Below are 17,829 nucleotides of genomic sequence, written 5' to 3' on the forward strand. Positions count from 1 at the left end.
GCCGCAGGATGCCCTGCGACAGCCAGACTGACACGTCACCGATAGGCTGGACTTGCATGTTGACCCTACATTTTAGATGCGCTTCAGGCCCCAGTGACCCGCCAGATAACGTCGCCCACGTCATCCGCCATAAGCAGCGACTTGCCATCATGTCCGAGCGTAACGCCGACCGGGCGGCCATAGGCGAGCTTTTCATCGTCGGACAGGAAGCCCGACAGGATGTCGCGCGGCGGGCCGCTGGGTTTGCCATCGGCAAAGGGCACATGGATCAGCCGATACCCGCTGAGTTTCGAGCGGTTCCACGACCCGTGCTGGCCGATCACCATGCCCTCGCCAAAGCCGGGCAGGGTGCCCTCGGGCAGCCAGCACAGGCCGAGGGAGGCGGTGTGCCCCCCCAGCGCGTAGTCGGGCTTGATCGCACTGGCGACCTTGGCGGCGTCCTGCGGGACACGGTCGTCCACGACCCGATCCCAGTAGCAATAGGGCCAGCCGTAGAAGCCACCATCCTGCACCGAGGTCAGGTAATCGGGCGGGGTCTCATCGCCCAGCCCGTCGCGTTCGTTGACCACCGTCCAGAGCACACCTGTCGAAGGCTCGAACGCCATGCCGACGGCGTTGCGCAATCCGGTGGCAAAGACGCGCGCCTGTCCGCTGGCCACGTCCAGTTCCCAGATCGCGGCGCGGCCTTCCTCCACCTCCATGCCTTGATCGGCGATATTGGTGAGCGAGCCGACCCCGGCATAGATCTTCGTCTGGTCGGGTGAGACCAACAGGCTGCGGGTCCAATGGCCGTGCGGTTTGAAATCGACCAGCTTTTCGCCGTCGCCCTGCAAGGGCTGACCGGGGGTGTAGTCGAACACCTTGATGCCATCGGTATTGCCCAGATAGAAACGGTCGCCCACCAGCGCCATGCCGAAGGGTTGGTTCTGGTTCTGGACAAAGACCTCGGAATGCTCGGCCACCCCGTCACCGTCCGCATCGCGGAACAGGGTCACGCGGTTGGCGCTTTTGCCGATGGCCTTGACGCGGCGCATGGTGGCCTGGGCGGCGTGGTCCATGAATGTCTTGGGCGGGCCGGGCTGTTCCTTGGATTCGGCCACCAGAACGTCGCCGTTTGGCAGCACCTCGATCCAGCGCGGGTGGTCGAGGCCGCTGGCAAAGGCGTTGACCTTGAGCCCCGGCGCGCAGGTCGGCAGGCGGCCATTCTTCCAGCCCTCGGCGGCGGGCATTTTCAGCGTCATGATGCCCTGCGCCCGGGCCTCGGGGATCTCGGGTGCGGTGCCCATGGCCTGATGGCTGGGCGCATTCATGCGCCGGATCGCGGCGATGGTGCCCCCGACGATATTGGTTGCTTTGGCGATCATGCTCATCTTGTCCCTCCGGTCGGTTCCAAGGGGACTTTAGCGGGAAACCCGCGCAAGAACAGGCCATGGCATGCCGGTTGCGGGGGGAAAGGCGCTTCGAAGCGCCTTTCTTGCGAAAATTCGAATTTTCGCGTGCAAGCGCCTTCGAAGGCGCTTGGATCAAGGCCCTTCGAAGGGCCTTGCTCGCGCTGGTTCAGAGCTTGATGCGGAAATTGGCAAAGCCGTTCTCGGCTTCACCCGCATCCTCGATGCTCACCCCTTCGACACTGTCCATGAAATCGCGCGCCTTGGGGCCGGTCTCGAACAGAACGCTTGTGCCTTCCATCGGCTTGAACGACCAGTTGGCATCCGCCGACGGGTTGATGGTGCCCTGCTCGACGATATAGCGCACGATCACGTCGCGGTTGGTATCGGGCGCCTCGAACACGATGGTGTCACCCGTGCCGGGGAAATTGCCGCCCCCCGACGCCCGGTAATTGTTCGTCGCGATGATGAATTCCTGCGCCGGATCGATGGGTTCGCCATTGTAGCGCAGGTCGGTGATCCGGTTGGCATCGGGGTTCTCGACCTCGCCCTTCGGCCCGTATTTCGAGGGCTGGCTGAGGTCGATCTGATAGGTTACCCCGTCGATCACGTCGAAATTATACGACGGAAAGTCGGGGTTCAGCAGGGTCGCATCCGTGGCCCCCGGCTCGACTTGGTTGAACATGCCCGCCGAGCGTTCCAGCCAGTCCTTGACCTGCGCGCCCGTGACCTTCACCGCGCGGACGGTGTTGGGGTAGAGGTACAGGTCGGCGACGTTCTTGATCGCCACATCGCCCGGCGCGACATCGGTGTAATACTCGGGGCCACCCCGACCCCCGGCCTTGAAGGGGGCTGCGGCGGAGAGGATCGGCAGGCCTTCGTATTCCGTGCCCTGCATCATCTGACCGATATACCATTCCTGCGCTTGGGACACGATCTGAACCGAGGGATCATCGGCGACCAGCGCGAAATAGCTGTGCAGCGGGGCCGAGGTCTTGCCCACCGCCGTGCGCACATAGGCCAGCGTTTCCTCGTGTTCCTGACGGGTTGCGTCCAGCACAGCCTCGTTGCTTTGCACCAGTGCTGTGATGGAGCGATCCTCGTTGCGCTGCGAAATCGGGCGGGTTTCCGAGGTGGTGGACACCACGCGCCATTCATTTCCCTCGCGCTCCAAAAGCAGGTCGATCACCCCAAGGTGAGAGCCCCAGAACCCGCCCATCACGGCGGGCTTGCCGTGGATCGTGCCCTTTTCCGCATCGACGGCGGCGAAACCTTCATAGGTGGGCGAGGGGAAGACAAGGTGCGAATGCCCCGTCACCAGCGCGTCGATCCCGTCGACGGCGGCCAGCGGCACGGAGGCGTTTTCCATGCCGTCCTCGTGATCCGCCGAGCCGATGCCGGAATGCGACAGGGCAAGGATGATCTCGGCCCCTTCCTCGCGCATCTGCGGCACATAGGCCTGCGCGGTGGCGACGATATCGCGCGCGGTGACGTTGCCTTCCAGATGCTTGCGATCCCAGTTCATGACCTGCGGCGGGGTAAAGCCGATGATGCCCACCTTGATCGGGTGCTCGTTGCCCGCGCCGTCCTTCAGCATCCGGTCGAGGATCACGTAGGGCTTGAACAGGGTCTCGTCCTTGGTCGGGTCGCTGCCTTCGGACTTCACCACATTGGCCAGCACCACCGGGAACTCGGCCCCGGCCATGGATTTGTCGAGGAAGGGCAGACCGTAGTTGAATTCATGGTTGCCGATGGTGGCGGCGTCATAGCCCACGGTGTTCATCGCGGTGATGATCGGGTGCATGTCGCCCTCTTTCATGCCGCGCTCATAGGCGATGTAGTCGCCCATCGGGTTGCCCTGAAGGAAGTCGCCATTGTCCACGGTCAGCGTATTCGTCGCCTCGGCGCGGATTTCGTCGATGATGCTGGCGACGCGGGCCAGACCCACGGTGTCGACTTCGCGGTCGGCGTAGTAGTCATAGGGCCAGACATGGACGTGAATGTCGGTCGTCTCCAGAATGCGCAAATGCGCCTGATTGGCCTGTGCGCGCGCCGAATAGGGGTGCAGGATCACCAGCGCGGCACCGGCCGTGGTGCTGGTCAGGAATTGGCGGCGGTTGAGGGTCAGTTTGGTCATGGTCCCACCTGTCGGGTTGTCGTTCCACCATCGCCTAGTCTTGCCACGCGACAGACGCATGACAGCGGCGGGCAGAATCGTTTGGGTTGTGCAACCATTTGGTCAAATTTCAGGGCATCTGCCAAGCGCGGTTGCGCCTGCCGTTGCGGGACGGCAGGGTGTGGCCGATGGATTGGCGGGACGGTGCATATGAAACATGCGGAACAGGTGACATTCGGCGGATCGGGGCTGGACCGCGCGGCCGAGCTGCGCGGCGATATCCCGGCGCTGGCGGCGGCGATGCAGACGCCCGAGGCGCGGGTCATCTTCGTCTGGCGCGGCAAGGTCCTGATCCAAGGTGATGCGCTGGCGCGGTTGCCGATGGACCACCCCTTGCTTGCAGAGGCCCGGACCCCGCCTATCCTGCTGGGCCGCGAGACCGGCGCGGTCTTTGCCCATGACATTTCCCATTGGGACCCGCAGGCGCAGGATATGGGCGAGGTCGGCGCCTTCATCGACAAGTCAGAACAGGTCCACCCCGCCGCCTCTGATGCGCACTTCGCCGAACTGCGGATGATCATGACGCGGCTCAGCCCGCGCGACGCGGAACTGGCCTCGGTCGCGAAGGGCATCTTTGGTTGGCACGCCACGCATGGCTTTTGCGCCAAATGCGGGGCGGCGTCCGAGATGCACAAGGCGGGCTGGGAACGGGTCTGCCCGGCTTGCGGCGTGCATCACTTTCCGCGCACCGATCCGGTGGTCATCATGCTGATCACCCACGGCAATCGCTGCCTGCTGGGGCGCTCGCCCGGCTGGCCCGAGGGGATGTATTCCTGCCTCGCGGGCTTCGTCGAACCGGGCGAAACCATCGAGGCCGCCGTGCGCCGCGAGGTCTTCGAAGAGGCGGGCGTGAAGGTCGGTCCGGTCACCTATCTGGCCTCGCAACCTTGGGTCTTTCCATCCTCGCTGATGTTCGGCTGCCATGGCGAGGCGCTGTCGGATCAGATCACCATCGATCCCGACGAGATCGAGGATGCCATGTGGGTCACGCGCGAGGATATCCTTGAGGCGATGGCCGGCAATCGCGAAGGCCTGCTGCCCGCCCGCAAAGGGGCGATTGCGCAGTTTTTGCTACAAAACTGGGTCGCAGATACGTTGGATTGAGGCTGGATTTGTCGTATCCTTGTGGATAATCCGGTTAACAAAATATTAACGCTATCGAGGCAGAGACATGCAGCTGACCGCAAGGGAAGACATCGAGGCCCCGCTCGACCGGGTTTTCGCGGAACTCTCGGATTTCGAGACGGTGGAACGGCAGGCCCTGCGGCGGGGCATCGAGGTGCAGCGCGTCGATAGCGTTGCTGGCAAGGGTCCGGGGATGCAATGGGCCACGGGCTTTACCTTTCGCGGCAAGATGCGCAACGCGGACATCACCCTGTCGGAATACAGCCCGCCCGAACGCATGGTGTTTACCAGCGTGTCCGGCGGTCTCGAACTGGAAACCGTGATTGACCTCGTTGCGCTGTCACGCACCCGCACGCGCGTCGCAGTGGCCTCCGAATTCAAGCCCAAGACCCTGTCGGCGCGCCTTTTGGTGCAGTCGCTGAAGCTGGCGAAGGGCGGCGTGGACAAACGCTTTCGCAATCGTATGGCCGGGCTGGCCAAGGATCTCGAGGACAAGCTGAAACGGCAGGCATGACTGCTTGCGCGTGGCGGGCCTTGGGCTAGTTTGCGGGCAAAGGGGAGCGTGATGAAACACCTGATTGCCATATTGGCACTGCTGGCCGCGCCGGTTTCGGCGCATGAATTCTGGATCGAACCGGCTGACGGGCAGGTGCCCGAAGGTGCGCCGCTGGTGGCGCAGATCCGCGTGGGCGAAATGCTGGAAGGGGCGAATTACAGCTATCTCCCCAAGAACTTCCGCCGCTTCGAGATCGCGCTCGGTGACCGGCTGATCCCGGTCGAGGGCCGCATGGGCGACCGCCCGGCGCTGAACATGGCAGTCGAGGGCGAGGGGCTGGCTACGGTCATCCACGTCACCCGCGACTATGACCTGACCTATGACCGCTGGGAAAAGTTCGCGAACTTCACCCAGCACAAGGATTTCACATGGGCGCAGGCGCGGCATGTCGAACGCGGCCTTTCTCGGGACAAGGTGACGGAACGCTACATCCGCTATGGCAAGAGCCTGATCGCCGTGGGCGACGGGCAGGGCGCCGACCGGGCCTTTGGTCTCGAGGTCGAGATCGTGGCGCTGGCCAACCCCTATACCGACGACCTTTCGGGCGGGTTCCCGGTGCAGGTGATGTATCAGGGCGCGGCGCTGGCGGATGCGCAGGTCGAGGTCTTCGACAAGGCCCCGGATGGCGCGGTGGAGCAGCGGTTGTACCGGACGGACGCAGACGGGCGCGCGATGATCGACGTCACGCCGGGGCATTTTCATCTGGTCGATCACGTCGAACTGCGCGAAGTGGACGAGGGCCCCGATGGCCCGGCTTGGGAAAGCGTCTGGGCGTCGCTGACTTTCGAGGTACCTGAATGATTGAAGACTTGCGCGCCGTTCTGGGCGCGGGGGCGGTTCTGACCGGCGCGGATTGCGCGCCATGGGCGAAGGACTGGACGGGGCAATACGCGTGGACGCCGCTCTGCGTGGCGCGCCCGGCCTCGACCGAACAGGTCTCGGCCGTGCTGCGCCTGTGCCATGCGGCGCGCGTGCCGGTGGTGCCGGTCTCGGGCCATACGGGCCTGTCGGGCGGCACAAAGGGCGAGGGCGCGGTGATGCTGTCGCTCGACCGGATGAACGCCGTCCGCGAAATCCGTGGCGCAGCGCGGCTGGCGGTGGTCGAGGCGGGCGTGATCCTGTCGGACCTGCACGATGCGGTGGCGGCACAGGGGCTGAGCTTTCCGATGACCTTCGGCGCGCGCGGCTCGGCCCGGATCGGCGGGCTGCTGGCGACGAATGCGGGCGGCTCGAACGTGCTGCGCTACGGCAATACGCGCGATCTGGTGCTGGGGGTCGAGGCTGTTTTGGCCGATGGCCGCGTCGTCGACCTGATGAGCGAGCTGCACAAGAACAACACCGGTTATGACCTGCGCCACCTGCTGATCGGGTCCGAGGGGACGCTCGGCGTGATCACGGCGGCGGTGCTGAAACTGGTGCCCGCGCCGCGTGCCCATGCCACGGCGATGGTGGCGCTGGCCGCCCTGCCCGAGGCACTGGACCTGCTGAACCGGTTGCAGGACGTGACCGGAGGCGCGGTCGAGGCGTTCGAGTTCATGCCCGCCCGCTACATGCGCGAATATGAGGCGAAACACCCGCAGGCGCAGGCGGTCTTCGACCGCGAATACGCCGTGAACGTTCTGGTCGAACTGGGCGCGACCGCGCCGCGCGACGTGACGCCGGGACCGGATGGCTCTGTGCCGATCGCCACCTATCTCGAAGAGGTCCTTGGCGACTTGCTCGAACAGGGCGCGGTGCTGGACGCGGTGGTGGCGCAGAACGACGCGCAACGCAGCGCCATGTGGGCCAGGCGCGAGGCGGCGGCTGAACTGTCCCTGTCGCGCAGGCCGCTGGTGGTCAGCGACGTGGCCGTCGCGCTGGACCAGGTGGCGGAGTTTCTGGAGAAGGCCGGCGCACGCATGGCGGCTCTGGCCCCTGATTATGACACGATGATCGTGTCGCATCTGGGCGACGGCAACATTCACTACGTGGTCTGGCCCTCCGAGGGCGTGTCGCTCGACGCCGTGACCGAGGCGGTCGAGGATGTGGTGCAGGAACTGGGCGGCTCTTTCTCGGCCGAGCACGGGATCGGCGTGTCGAAACTGGGCTCGATGCGGCGGCGCAAGGACCCTGTTGCGCTCGACATGATGCGCGCGATCAAGACGGCACTGGACCCTTCGGGCATCCTCAACCCCGGCAAACTGATCCCGGACCTGGACTGATCCAAAGGGGCGCTGACGCGCACAGACACCTCGGCCCCCTCGCTACGCTCGAAGGCCTCAGGCGGGCGCCCGTGGCGATGGTACCGCAAGAACGGACAGGCCTCTCGGCTTGGACAGGGGGCAGGCTGGCTTCTTCTTGGTCAAAATACCCCCGCCGGAGGCGTCCCTACCTGTCATCCGGCGGCTCGGCCGGATCGAACGCGATGAAGAACTGGTGGGCGCAATACACGCCGATCGCCCCGAACGCTGCGGCCCAGCCGGTATTTCCGAGATACAATTCGAACCCTGCCCAGCCAAGACACAGGCCAACCGTGGCGACACGGCGCCACAGCGGAATGAAGAACGGGACCTGGACATCGATTAGGCGCATGCCCGTATGCTTCGTCAAAAGCCCATTGGATTGCAACCCCGTCCCGGGCTTGACCCGGGACCTCCACGCCGATTTCGGCGCAGGCCCCGGGTGGCGGAGGGGGCTATCGGCACACCGCCCCGGCGGTTTGCAGCACCGCCCCCGGCGTATCGGGCAGCCGCATGAAGGTGACGCGGCGGTTGGCCGGGCTCTTGGGGTTGTAGGTGTCCTTCAGAACGTGCTCGCCAAAGCCCACGGGGTAGAGCGGCACGTAGACATTCGCGCCTGTCAGCGTGTCCGTGACCGACCGGGCGCGCCGCTGCGACAGGTCGCAGTTATAGCCAAAGCTGCCGACCGAATCCGTATGGCCGATCACGGCATAGGAGGTGCCCTGCAAGGCCGGGTCGTTCAGCGCCGATACCAGTTCCATGATCTTGCCGATCTGGTCGCCGCGAATGCGGTCGCTGTCATAGTCGAACTCGATGGTGATCGCCACCGACGGGTAGGCGACCTTGCCCTTGGTCGGCGGCACCGGTTCGTCATATTTCGGCGGCTCGGGCGGGGGGGCCTTGGACACCACCACCTTTTTCTCGTCGAGGTCCAGCACCAGCGTCTCGTATTCGACGCCGCCTGCGCTCTCGAACGCAAGCCCGTCGCCCTCGGCCCCGACACCGGCGCAATTCCCGGCATTGGGGTTGGCAAGGCAGCGGGCGAGGGCGCTTTGCGCCTGTGGCTTCACCTCGACCGCGGCGCCGGTATCGGCACCGGGGATGAAGATCTCGCCCTCCTGTGCGAGGGCTGCCAGCGGCAGCCCCACACAAAGTGCAATAGGAGCAAGGATACGCATCGCCATACCTCCTTAGTAGTCCGACACGACGACCGAGATCTGCGCCTTGGTCACATGCGGGTTGTGGTCGGAGACGGCCTTGTAATCGGCCCCGGCGAGGGTCTGCTTGTCCGGCGCATTGTCGTCTAGATCCAGCGCCAGCACCTCGTTGACCACGGATTCGTAGTTGCCCGTATGGCCACCGGCGGCGCAAGACACCGGCTCATATCCCGCCCGTTCGGTGCTGATCGCATGATCCGAGGCGTTGCAGATTGCGAGGATCGTTTCCAGCCCGGCCTCGGTCGTCTTCAGCGAGCCGCGCGGCGGGAAGATGTATTGCGAGCCACCGGGGATCACGATGTCCTCCAGCCCGGGGAAGGGATAGAGCACGCAGGACCGCTTGCGATCGTCGATCGAGATCAGCGTCAGACGGCAGTCGTGGCGCGGCTCGATGAAGACCTTCAGCCCCTCGCCGACCTTGTAGGTGGGCTTGTCGGTATAGACCGTCAGATGCGACTGGGCGTTGACCGAATGTTGGGTCGGGTCATAGGCGGGGGCCTTGGCCGCATCGGCATAGCTGGTCGGCTTGACCACCTGCTTGGCGGGGGGCAGGGCCTTGGGCTTGGGTGCGGGGGCGTAATCCGTGCCCGCGACGACCTTTTGCGTCGAATAGGACAGGTCCGCATGCACGGGCTTGGCCGCCTTGATCGGGCGATACTCGGTGATCTTTTCCAGCATCACCGGATAGGCCACGGCCCATTCATCGCGCGCAATCGGCGAGATTTGCAGGCGGTTGATCATCGAGGCCAGATCGACACCGACGAACCCGGCGCGCGATTTCAGCTCGTCCTCGGTCAGGCCCAGCTCATTCGCGGCCTGCTTGAAGTCGATGAAACGATCGACATGGTAGACGAACAGACCCCGGATCGGCTCCAGCCCGCCGGCGGTGATGTCGGGGTTCAGCCCTGCGCTTTCCATCGCGCCACGGAACTGCTTTTCGTCCTGTTCATAATACTCGACGACCGTCTCGTTGCCGGGATAGGTGGCGTCGATGGTCTGGCGCGCATCCGGCGGCAGGGAGAAGTCGCCCATCGCCACGTCGCGCACCTTGTCCTCGTTGCGGCGGATGCCCTTGGAATGGCAGGACATGCAGGAAATGCCGTTGACCACCTCGCCGGTGCCATCGGGATAGTCGTCATCGCGGACGATCTCGGTCGGGCCGACATTCAGGCGCGCGCCATCGGCGGTGTTCAGGTAGTAGGCGTGGAAGCCGTTGGGCAGGGTAAAGATCGACTCGCCGCCGTCATGTTCAAAGGCCAGTTCAGGCCCGTAGGCCTCGATCGGGCCCAGCGGATATTCGAAGAAGCTTTGGCGCCCCTTGGACCCGGCGAAATCGTAGGATGTCCAGAAGAAGCCGGTTTGCAGCGGGTGACGCTCGATCAGGCGGTTGTTGGTGCTGACGCCCGAGTTCTGGAACCCGGCGCGCACCACCAGCTCGTTCTGGATGTTGCCGACGATGTCGAGGTTCAGCAGGTCCTCAAGCCCGGCGACCGTGTCGGGCAGGCCGAGCAGGTCGTAATACAGCGGAGAGACCGGTGCGGTCGAGGCGAACCAGTCGGCGCGGATGATCGGGATCTGGGTGCCAGACAGGTGCTGAAGCGGGCCAAGATAGGGGTCCGTGTCGCTTTCCATCCCGTAGGGGTACTGCATTTCCAGCAGGTGCCACTTGTCCGCGTCCCAGTTGATCTCGGGCAGGTAGACGCGCATCAGGATGCCGTGCGGGTCGACCTGTTCGAACTTGTAGGGGATTGGGTTCCACGACAGGGCGTTGATCAGCTTGACCGTCGCCTGCGTGTAGCCGGTATAGTTCTCCTCGGACACGTCCGGGTTGTTCCAGATCGGCCGCATCGAGATATAGCGGATGCGGTCGCGGCGGTTGGTCGGCTGCTTTTGCAGGTCGTCATGCGCCATCTTGTGCATCTCTTCGAGCGAGACAAAGACGCGCTCGGGCGGGGCCTGATTGCCCAGCTCGGTGATCCAGTCGGCGACGACCTTCATCTCTGCGTCGGTGGGGAAACAGCTGGCCTCGGTGCAGTCGTCGGGCATCGCAGGGAAGCTGTATTGCCCGATCACGTCATACAGCTTCGACCCGACGGGCTTGCCATGGATGACGAACTTGGTGTCCTGCGCGAGGCGCTTGAGGTCGAGCACGTGACCAAAGCCGGATTTTGGCTGGGTCATGCCCTCTTTCAACGCGCCGTCCTGGTGGCAGCGCGCGCAATGCTTGTCGAGCACTTCGTAGACTTGGGTATCGAGGTCCGAAGCCCCGGCGGGCAGCGGCATGGCGTCATTCGCCAGTGCCGGGGCAGACAACCCCGCCACGGCCAAAGCCGCCGCCTTTATCAGATCACTTGGTTTCATAACGCGTTTCTCCTTGGAAAATCGGGGAAATATCGGATCGGTCAGTTGCACCGGATGGAAAGGTATTTCTTGGACGCCCAGCCCGTCGCGCCGGCGCTGCCGCGATAGGGGGTCTGGCATTGGCCGGACAGGCAGCGCACCTGCGCCCAGTTGCCCGATTGCGACAACACCTGCATGCGGTCGCCCAGATAGGTTTCCGACAGGATCTGCGATCGGGCCGAGGCACTGGCGCGGATGTTCAGGAAGCCGGACCCATCGGCGCGGGTGGCGCTGCTATAGGGGCGCAGGTTGGTGACATAGGCGGTGCAGCTGGCTTGCTGGACGGCGCGGGGTTTGGACGCGGACAGGTAGCTGTAGCTGACCCAGCCGGTCTGCCCGCCGCTGGTGCGCACCTGCGCCCAACCGTTCGAGACTTGCAGGACCGACACCTGTGCGCCGCGCGGGATTTCGGTGATGATGCCGCCGCCCGGCCCGGTTCGCAGGTTCAGCCCGGTATTGACGCGGTCGCCCACATACATGGTGCGGGTGCTGCCGCCATCGCCACCCCCGACACTGCTGCGCATGATCTCGGCGACAAAGCGTTCGCCCTGCGAGCAATAGCTGTCCGAAGGTATCACGCGCCGCGCCTTGAAGTCGTTCAGGCGCCAGTCGGATTCCGCCTTCGACACGGTGGCGACGACGATGCCGTACCAGCCATTGCTGGACTGGAAGATGCGCACGCCCGAGCGGTTCGGGAACCAGTCGCGGATAAAGGCCGTGGCTTCGGTCAGGGTCTGGCGCGAGGCGGTGACGATATAGCACTGGTTCGACGACAGGGTGTAGCTGCCCGGCACCCGCTGCGAGCCGCTTTCCGGCTGCGGATCGGCGGGCGGGTTTTGCAGATAGGCGATGCGGTCGAGGATCGCACGGCTGATGCAGCTGCTGTCGCTTCCACAGGCATTGCGGGTCGTCAACCACGCGCGCTGGTCGCTGGCCGAGGCGTGTGATTGCCCGCCATAGACGCGCTCCATCTCGGCATCGAGCCCGGCAAGGTAGGCGCTGTCGCAGATCGCGTATTCGGTGGCGTTGAGGTTGTTCGACGCGCACCACGGACGGCGCATCAACGGCGTCGGGTCGGGGTTCGGCTCGGGATCGGGGTCGACCTGCGGCGGTGTCGCGAGATAGGTGATGTAATCCACCATCTCGCGGCTCAGGCAGCGCCCATCGGTGCCGCAGGCGTCGCGCCCCTCGCGTTCCCAAGTCAGCAATTCGGCGCTGCCGACATGGCTTTGGGCCTCGTATGCGCTTTGCAATTCTTCATCCAGACCGGCCAGATAGGCATCGGCACAGATCGTCTTTTGCGCATCGCTCAGGAACGAACTGACGCACCATGGGCGCAGCGGATCGGCGGTCTGGGGTTGTTCGGGCTCCGGGCCGGGATCGGGCGCGGTGCATTGGGCATTCAGCGTGGCCTGCGCAAAAGGCGCATAGCGGTGTTCGCCGCATTGCGACAGGTAGACCTCGTAGGCGGGGCAACTGTCGAGCGACTTTGCCTCGGTATACATCTCGTCGCAGATCGCCAGTTCGGGGGCCGGGGCGGGGCCGGGATTGGGACCGGGATCGGGGCGTGGGCCGTCATCGCCCACGGCGGCGACCAGCACCTTGGACCTGTTCAGGATTTCGGTCATGGGAATGGCGAAGTTGACGGAATCCTTGCGGCTGCCCGCATGATGCAGCCCGACCACAGCGCGCAGCGACGCATCGATGACGGGCGAGCCGGAATTGCCCGGCAGGGTATCGCAGGTGTGCAACAGCTGATGGCCCGACAGGGCGGGCTTGTTGGCGCGGCACTTTTCGCGGCTGATGCGCTGCGCCTCCCCCATCGGGTGACCGATCACCCAGTAGGGATCGCCATCGGCGGGCGTATGCGCGGCTAGCGTGAGCGTGCCGTATTCCGAGGACGGGTTGCCGATCACTTCGAGCACGGCATAGTCGAGATCCTCATAGGCCTCGACCGGCGTGGGAATGACGGTGTATTTCTTGGTGTTTTCCTCGATCCCGGCCTCTATATAGCCGGCGACGAACATCACGCTGTCGATGCGCGTGGCGCCGGCGCGTTCGTTGTCGAGAATGCCGGGGACGCAGTGGTAGTTGGTCAGGATGTGCTTCTTGTCGACGATGAAGGCGGTGCAGGGGAACACGCCGTTATCGGTCAGGATGTCCAGCCGCCCGACCGACAGGCCCATCTTGGCAAAGACGCTTTCGCGGGAATAGGTGGTGATCGGCTCGTTGTTGTAATCGCCGACCGACAGCTCAAACACCATGTCGCCATTGCCGCCCGCGCCCGCGGCTTGTTTGCGGTTCAGGACAGCCTTGCCAAAGCTGGCCCGGTCGAAGCCCACGAGGTCATCCTGTGCGCGCACGGGCGCCGGGCCGATGGCAAGCGTGGCAAGAAAAGCCGCCGTGATCGCTGAAAACCGCACTGGTTTGTCCTCCGGGTCGAAATGACATGTCAAAATGACAGGTTTACTGTCGGTCACCCGGGCCTTTCGAGTCAACGAAGGAAAACCCGACCCCGCGAGGCGAGGTGGGGTTAAATATCTGGTTTTGCACGCGTTAAGCGGGAAATTCCACCGGTCCGCCCTGCTTTTCCCATGTTGAAAAGCCTTCGCGCAGGTGGGCGCAAGGGAATCCCATGTCGTTCAGCGTGGCGGCGGCAAGGGCGCTGCGCCAGCCCGAGGCGCAATGCAGGACATAGCGTTTGTCCTGTCCAAAGACCTCGCGGAAATAGGGGCTGTCGGGATCGACCCAGAATTCCAGCATGCCGCGCGGGGCGTGGACGGCACCGGGGATGAAGCCCTGCCGCTCGCGTTCGCGCGGGTCGCGGATGTCGACGATGACCGTGTCCGGGTCGTCGAGGCGGGCGATCAGGTCGGCGGTTTCGACTTCGTCGATGCGGGCGCGGGCCTCGGCGACGAGCTGGGCTGCGGTCTTGGTGAGTTTGGGCATAGGTCCTCCGGTTTTGCGGGCCAGATTGACGACGTCCGCGCGGCGGTGCAAGGCTGCGCGCATGGATGCGATCTGGTGGAAAACGGCGGCCGAAGAGCCGGTCTTGGATGTGGCGGAGTTTGCGCCCTGTGACGTGGCGATCGTGGGCGGCGGCTATACCGGCCTGTCCACCGCGCTGCATTGCGCGCAGGCCGGGCTGAGCGCCCATGTGCTGGAGGCCGAAGCCGTGGGTTTTGGCGGGTCCGGGCGCAATGTCGGGCTGGTCAATGCCGGGTTGTGGCTGCCGCCATCGAAGCTGGTCAAGGCGCTGGGCGACCGGGGCGAGGCCTTTCTGGCCGAGTTCAGCGACGGGCCTGCCCGGGTCTTCGACCTGATCGAACGCCACCAGATCCGCTGCGAGGCGCGCCGCGAGGGGACGATCCATGCGGCGCATGCGGCCTCGGGCATGACCGATCTGCGTGGTCGGTTTCAGGAATGGCAGCGGCGCGGCGCGCCGGTTCGGCTGTTGGATGCGGGTGAAGCGGCGGAGCTGACCGGCACACGCGCCTTTGCGGGCGGCCTGCTGGACGCGCGGGCAGGCACGGTGAACCCGATGGGCTATGCGCGAGGGCTGGCGCGTGTGGCGCGGGCGCAAGGGGCGAAGGTCTCGACCGGCGTGCGCGTGACCGGGCTGCGGCGCGATGGCGGCGGCTGGCTGGTCCAGACCGCGCAGGGCGCGGTGCAGGCGCGGGCGGTTGTGCTGGCGGCGAATGCCTATTCCGATGCGCTTTGGCCCGGCTTGGCGAGGTGCTGGAGCGACATTCATTTCATGCAGATCGCGACCGAGCCCTTGGGGGATCGCGCGGCGCATATCCTGCCCGGGGGGCAGGGGCTGTGGGATACGGGCATGATCATGCGCTCGCTTCGGCGGGACGCCGAGGGGCGGGTGATTCTCGGTACGATGGGGCGGGATCTGGGGCGCGTCAGCCGGGCTTGGGCCGCGCGACTGCTGCGCCGTTGGTTCCCCGAGTTGGGCGAAGTGGGCATAGAGCGTGTCTGGCACGGATGCATCGCGATGACGCCGGACCACTTGCCGCGCATTCTGGAACTGGATGCCGGGGTTTATGCGCCGATTGGCTATAACGGGCGCGGGATCACGACCGGCACGTTGTTCGGCGCGGCGCTGGCCCGGGTGCTGGCCGGGGAGGATCCGGCGACCCTGCCTCTGCCATTGACCCGCCCTGAGCCGGTGCGCTTCAAGCCCGTGCAGCAACGGTTCCACGATCTGGCCTTTGCGTTGAAGCAGTTGACCTGAGGTAGGATGGGTGATCACCCATCCTACTTTTCAAAGCACGCGCGACAGAAAGGCGCGAGTTCGTGCCTCTTGCGGGGTCTCGAAGATCTGGCTCGGCGGACCGGCTTCCAGAATTCGTCCCTGATCGAGAAAACAGACCGTGTCCGCCAGTTCCCGCGCAAACCCCATCTCGTGCGTGGCCAACACCATCGTCATGCCCTCGCCGCGCAGATGCCGCAGCACGTCCAGCACCTCGCCCACAAGCTCGGGGTCCAGCGCCGAGGTGATCTCGTCAAAGAGCATGATCTCGGGCCGCATCGCCAAGGCGCGGATGATCGCCACGCGCTGCTGCTGCCCGCCCGAGAGCTGATCGGGATAGTGCTCCATCCGGTCCGCCAGCCCGAACCGAGCAAACAGCGGTTCGACCCTTGGACGCAGTGCGGCGCGGCTTTGCCCATGCACCCGGCGCGGGGCCAACATCACGTTCTCGACCGCGGTCATGTGCGGGAACAGGTTGTAGCTTTGAAAGACCATGCCGATGCGCTGGCGCACGGGCTGCGGATCGTGCCCCGGCTCGGAAATCTCGACGCCATCGAGCAGGATGCGCCCGTCGTCGATGGGCTCCAGCAGGTTCATGCAGCGCAGAAGCGTGGACTTGCCCGACCCCGACGCGCCGATCAGGCAGATCATCTGCCCGGGCACGATCGTCAGATCGATCCCGCGCAACACCGGCACATCGCCAAACGCCTTTTGCACATTCTCCAGCACCAGCGTCATGACCGTGCCTTGCGTTGCCGGTTCATCAGGTGATCCGCATAGCGCGTCGCCGGGATGGTGATCGCCAGAAAGATCAGCGCCGCCCCCAGATAAGGCGTAAAATTCGCGTATAGCGACTTGTAGACCCCGGCCTGCCGGAAGATCTCGACCGGGCCGATGAAGCTGAGCAAGGCCACGTCCTTTTGCAGCGCGATGAACAGGTTCATGTTGGCGGGCACGACCCGACGGATGGCCTGTGGCAGCACGACGAAGCGCATCACGTCAGACCCCGACAACCCCAGCGACAGAGCGGCATTGCGCTGGCTGTCATGCACGCTTTCGATGCCCGAGCGGATCACCTCGGCCACATAGGCGGCGTAGACGAGGATCAGGGCGAGCGATCCCCACAGATAGGGCGAATTCCACGGGCGGGGCAGGCCAAGGCCGGGGATGCCAAAGCCGATCAGATAGATCACGAGGATCACGGGCAGGCCCCGAAACACGTCGATGAACCCCACTGCCGCCAGTCGCAAGGGCGTGAGGGCCGGCGTGCGCAGATCGCGGGCGATGGCCAAGGCCAGACCCAGCACCGCGATCAACGGCGCACACCACAGGAAGATCGCGATATCCAGAAGGAAGGCGTTCAGCAGGCCCGGAAAGGTCTTGGCAAAGACCTCGCCATTGAAGAAGACGCGCTTGACCGCCGCCCAGCCGGGCGCGAGCGGCACGAGCAGGACGATCGCCATCAGGACGGCGGCCGTGGACAGCCCGCCGATCAGGTTGGCGCGGCGGCGCTGGCGGGCCTCGTAGATCTGACGTTTGGTGCGTGGGTAGGATGGGTTTGAACCCATCCTACTTTGATCCGTCATTCGATCACCGGCACGGAGGTCGCCTGTTGCAGCCACTCGGCCTCGATCTCGGCCAGCTTGCCGCTGTCCTTCAGATTGGCCAGCGCGGCGTTGACGCAGTCCTTCAGCGGGTTGCCATCCTCGAAGAGCAGGCCGAACTGGTCGGGGTTCTCCGACCGATCCGCCGGAAACTGCCCAAGGATCGTGCCGCCCTCGACCACGACCGCCGCAAGATACAGCGCCGTGGGCAGGTCGAACAGCGCCGCGTCGATCTGGCCCGCCTGCATCGCCGCCGTCACGTCGACATTGTCACCATAGAGCATGGGCTGCTTGTCGGGGCCGATCAGGTCGGTCAGCATCGGCACGGCGGTGGTGTTGGCATCAGCGCCCCAGAGCAGGCCCTTGAGGCTGGCGACGCTCGGCTCGATCCCGCTGTCCACCACCTTCTGCGTGGTCAGGACCGCCATGGCCGAGGTGTAATACGGGTCCGAGAAATCAACCACCTGCTCGCGTTCTTCGGTGATCGAGAATTGCTGAAGGTTGAAGTCGAAATCCTTCGCGCCCGGCTGGATCGACTGGTCGAACGAGGCGCGCACCCATTCGACCTGTTCGGGCGAAAAGCCCATCTCCTGCGCGACGGCATAGGCCACGGCCGCCTCGAACCCCTCTCCGCTTTGTGGGGCGTCGTCGATCACCCACGGAAAGAAGGCCGGGTTGCCGGTGGCAATGGTCAGCGTGCCGTCCCGCAGGGTCTGGCCCGCCGCGCAGTCGTTTTGCGCCTGCGCGCCGCCTGCCAATGTCAGTACGATCGCCGTCGTGGTCAGAAACTTCATGTCAGCCCCCTGTTTGAGTCGCCGCCAGAGTTGCGAGGCGCAGGGCGGTTGTCAATTTCCGAAATGGCTTGGGCGCAGCGGTGGTTCGG

Annotated in this window: 15 protein-coding genes; 5 read left to right on the forward strand and 10 right to left on the reverse strand. The window is 64.9% G+C overall.

All coding sequences use genetic code 11. The features are described from left to right. Window positions 1-83: 83 nt before the first annotated feature. Both D8Z78_RS09930 and D8Z78_RS09935 read right to left on the reverse strand, forming a co-directional pair. Window positions 84-1,370 (reverse strand): PQQ-dependent sugar dehydrogenase, encoded by a 1,287-nt coding sequence (locus D8Z78_RS09930; RefSeq protein ID WP_121630574.1) that lies wholly within the window; start codon window positions 1,368-1,370, stop codon window positions 84-86. Between the two features lie 187 nt (window positions 1,371-1,557). After that, window positions 1,558-3,525 carry a bifunctional 2',3'-cyclic-nucleotide 2'-phosphodiesterase/3'-nucleotidase gene (locus D8Z78_RS09935; RefSeq protein WP_121630573.1) on the reverse strand — a complete coding sequence of 656 codons (1,968 nt, stop codon included), beginning with the start codon at window positions 3,523-3,525 and terminating at the stop codon, window positions 1,558-1,560. A gap of 189 nt (window positions 3,526-3,714) precedes the next feature. Here D8Z78_RS09935 and nudC point away from each other — a divergent pair, with 189 nt between their 5' ends. The 4 genes from nudC (at window position 3,715) to D8Z78_RS09955 (ending at window position 7,446) form a co-directional block, all read left to right on the forward strand. Beyond that, window positions 3,715-4,668 (forward strand): NAD(+) diphosphatase, encoded by a 954-nt coding sequence (gene nudC, locus D8Z78_RS09940; RefSeq protein WP_121630572.1) that lies wholly within the window; start codon window positions 3,715-3,717, stop codon window positions 4,666-4,668. Between the two features lie 67 nt (window positions 4,669-4,735). Then, window positions 4,736-5,203 carry an SRPBCC family protein gene (locus tag D8Z78_RS09945; protein WP_121630571.1) on the forward strand — a complete coding sequence of 156 codons (468 nt, stop codon included), beginning with the start codon at window positions 4,736-4,738 and terminating at the stop codon, window positions 5,201-5,203. A 51-nt stretch (window positions 5,204-5,254) separates the two neighbouring features. Further along, on the forward strand, window positions 5,255-6,046 hold the full coding sequence (locus tag D8Z78_RS09950; protein WP_121630570.1) for a DUF4198 domain-containing protein: 792 nt from the start codon (window positions 5,255-5,257) through the stop codon (window positions 6,044-6,046). Next, window positions 6,043-7,446 carry an FAD-binding oxidoreductase gene (locus D8Z78_RS09955; protein WP_121630569.1) on the forward strand — a complete coding sequence of 468 codons (1,404 nt, stop codon included), beginning with the start codon at window positions 6,043-6,045 and terminating at the stop codon, window positions 7,444-7,446. Before D8Z78_RS09950 ends, D8Z78_RS09955 begins: the two co-directional genes overlap by 4 nt. A gap of 166 nt (window positions 7,447-7,612) precedes the next feature. On the opposite strand, the gene D8Z78_RS09960 is transcribed toward D8Z78_RS09955, so the two are convergent. The 5 genes from D8Z78_RS09960 to D8Z78_RS09980 form a co-directional block, all read right to left on the reverse strand. Continuing rightward, window positions 7,613-7,816, reverse strand: coding sequence for a hypothetical protein (locus D8Z78_RS09960; protein ID WP_121630568.1), 204 nt, complete (start codon window positions 7,814-7,816; stop codon window positions 7,613-7,615). Between the two features lie 103 nt (window positions 7,817-7,919). Beyond that, window positions 7,920-8,642 (reverse strand): OmpA family protein, encoded by a 723-nt coding sequence (locus tag D8Z78_RS09965; protein ID WP_164932939.1) that lies wholly within the window; start codon window positions 8,640-8,642, stop codon window positions 7,920-7,922. Window positions 8,643-8,654: 12 nt separating this feature from the next. Further along, complete coding sequence (locus D8Z78_RS09970) at window positions 8,655-11,042, reverse strand: DUF4384 domain-containing protein (protein WP_121630566.1); 2,388 nt, start codon at window positions 11,040-11,042, stop codon at window positions 8,655-8,657. A gap of 41 nt (window positions 11,043-11,083) precedes the next feature. Further along, window positions 11,084-13,504, reverse strand: a complete 2,421-nt coding sequence (locus D8Z78_RS09975) for an SH3 domain-containing protein (protein WP_121630565.1) — start codon at window positions 13,502-13,504, stop codon at window positions 11,084-11,086. 133 nt (window positions 13,505-13,637) lie between these two features. Further along, a complete protein-coding gene (locus D8Z78_RS09980) occupies window positions 13,638-14,030 on the reverse strand; it encodes a rhodanese-like domain-containing protein (protein ID WP_121630660.1) in 393 nt (130 codons plus the stop codon). 61 nt (window positions 14,031-14,091) lie between these two features. Here D8Z78_RS09980 and D8Z78_RS09985 point away from each other — a divergent pair, with 61 nt between their 5' ends. Then, window positions 14,092-15,324 (forward strand): NAD(P)/FAD-dependent oxidoreductase, encoded by a 1,233-nt coding sequence (locus D8Z78_RS09985; RefSeq protein ID WP_121630564.1) that lies wholly within the window; start codon window positions 14,092-14,094, stop codon window positions 15,322-15,324. A gap of 30 nt (window positions 15,325-15,354) precedes the next feature. Here D8Z78_RS09985 and D8Z78_RS09990 read toward each other — a convergent pair whose 3' ends face one another. Genes D8Z78_RS09990 through D8Z78_RS10000 form a run of 3 tightly spaced genes read right to left on the reverse strand, consistent with a single transcriptional unit; the run spans window position 15,355 to window position 17,740 of the window. Beyond that, window positions 15,355-16,080, reverse strand: coding sequence for an amino acid ABC transporter ATP-binding protein (locus D8Z78_RS09990; protein WP_121630563.1), 726 nt, complete (start codon window positions 16,078-16,080; stop codon window positions 15,355-15,357). After that, entirely contained in the window at window positions 16,077-16,910 is an 834-nt protein-coding gene (locus D8Z78_RS09995; RefSeq protein WP_240672072.1) for an amino acid ABC transporter permease, read from the reverse strand. The genes D8Z78_RS09990 and D8Z78_RS09995 overlap by 4 nt, the downstream gene beginning before the upstream one ends. 14 nt (window positions 16,911-16,924) lie before the next feature. Then, window positions 16,925-17,740 (reverse strand): ABC transporter substrate-binding protein, encoded by an 816-nt coding sequence (locus D8Z78_RS10000; protein ID WP_121630561.1) that lies wholly within the window; start codon window positions 17,738-17,740, stop codon window positions 16,925-16,927. Between the last annotated feature and the right edge of the window lie 89 nt (window positions 17,741-17,829).

Origin of the sequence: Tropicibacter alexandrii (assembly GCF_003667315.2) — a bacterium.
GTDB lineage: Bacteria > Pseudomonadota > Alphaproteobacteria > Rhodobacterales > Rhodobacteraceae > Tropicibacter > Tropicibacter alexandrii.

What these genes read in the sequence shown, in the direction of transcription:
- D8Z78_RS10000 (WP_121630561.1), bottom strand. Translation starts at nt 17,740, where the DNA reads ATGAAGTTTCTGACCACGACGGCGATCGTACTGACATTGGCAGGCGGC.
- D8Z78_RS09955 (WP_121630569.1), top strand. Translation starts at nt 6,043, where the DNA reads ATGATTGAAGACTTGCGCGCCGTTCTGGGCGCGGGGGCGGTTCTGACC.
- D8Z78_RS09980 (WP_121630660.1), bottom strand. Translation starts at nt 14,030, where the DNA reads ATGCCCAAACTCACCAAGACCGCAGCCCAGCTCGTCGCCGAGGCCCGC.
- D8Z78_RS09970 (WP_121630566.1), bottom strand. Translation starts at nt 11,042, where the DNA reads ATGAAACCAAGTGATCTGATAAAGGCGGCGGCTTTGGCCGTGGCGGGG.
- D8Z78_RS09995 (WP_240672072.1), bottom strand. Translation starts at nt 16,910, where the DNA reads ATGGGTTCAAACCCATCCTACCCACGCACCAAACGTCAGATCTACGAG.
- D8Z78_RS09960 (WP_121630568.1), bottom strand. Translation starts at nt 7,816, where the DNA reads ATGCGCCTAATCGATGTCCAGGTCCCGTTCTTCATTCCGCTGTGGCGC.
- D8Z78_RS09930 (WP_121630574.1), bottom strand. Translation starts at nt 1,370, where the DNA reads ATGAGCATGATCGCCAAAGCAACCAATATCGTCGGGGGCACCATCGCC.
- D8Z78_RS09945 (WP_121630571.1), top strand. Translation starts at nt 4,736, where the DNA reads ATGCAGCTGACCGCAAGGGAAGACATCGAGGCCCCGCTCGACCGGGTT.
- D8Z78_RS09950 (WP_121630570.1), top strand. Translation starts at nt 5,255, where the DNA reads ATGAAACACCTGATTGCCATATTGGCACTGCTGGCCGCGCCGGTTTCG.
- D8Z78_RS09965 (WP_164932939.1), bottom strand. Translation starts at nt 8,642, where the DNA reads ATGCGTATCCTTGCTCCTATTGCACTTTGTGTGGGGCTGCCGCTGGCA.
- D8Z78_RS09935 (WP_121630573.1), bottom strand. Translation starts at nt 3,525, where the DNA reads ATGACCAAACTGACCCTCAACCGCCGCCAATTCCTGACCAGCACCACG.
- D8Z78_RS09990 (WP_121630563.1), bottom strand. Translation starts at nt 16,080, where the DNA reads ATGACGCTGGTGCTGGAGAATGTGCAAAAGGCGTTTGGCGATGTGCCG.
- D8Z78_RS09985 (WP_121630564.1), top strand. Translation starts at nt 14,092, where the DNA reads ATGGATGCGATCTGGTGGAAAACGGCGGCCGAAGAGCCGGTCTTGGAT.
- nudC (WP_121630572.1), top strand. Translation starts at nt 3,715, where the DNA reads ATGAAACATGCGGAACAGGTGACATTCGGCGGATCGGGGCTGGACCGC.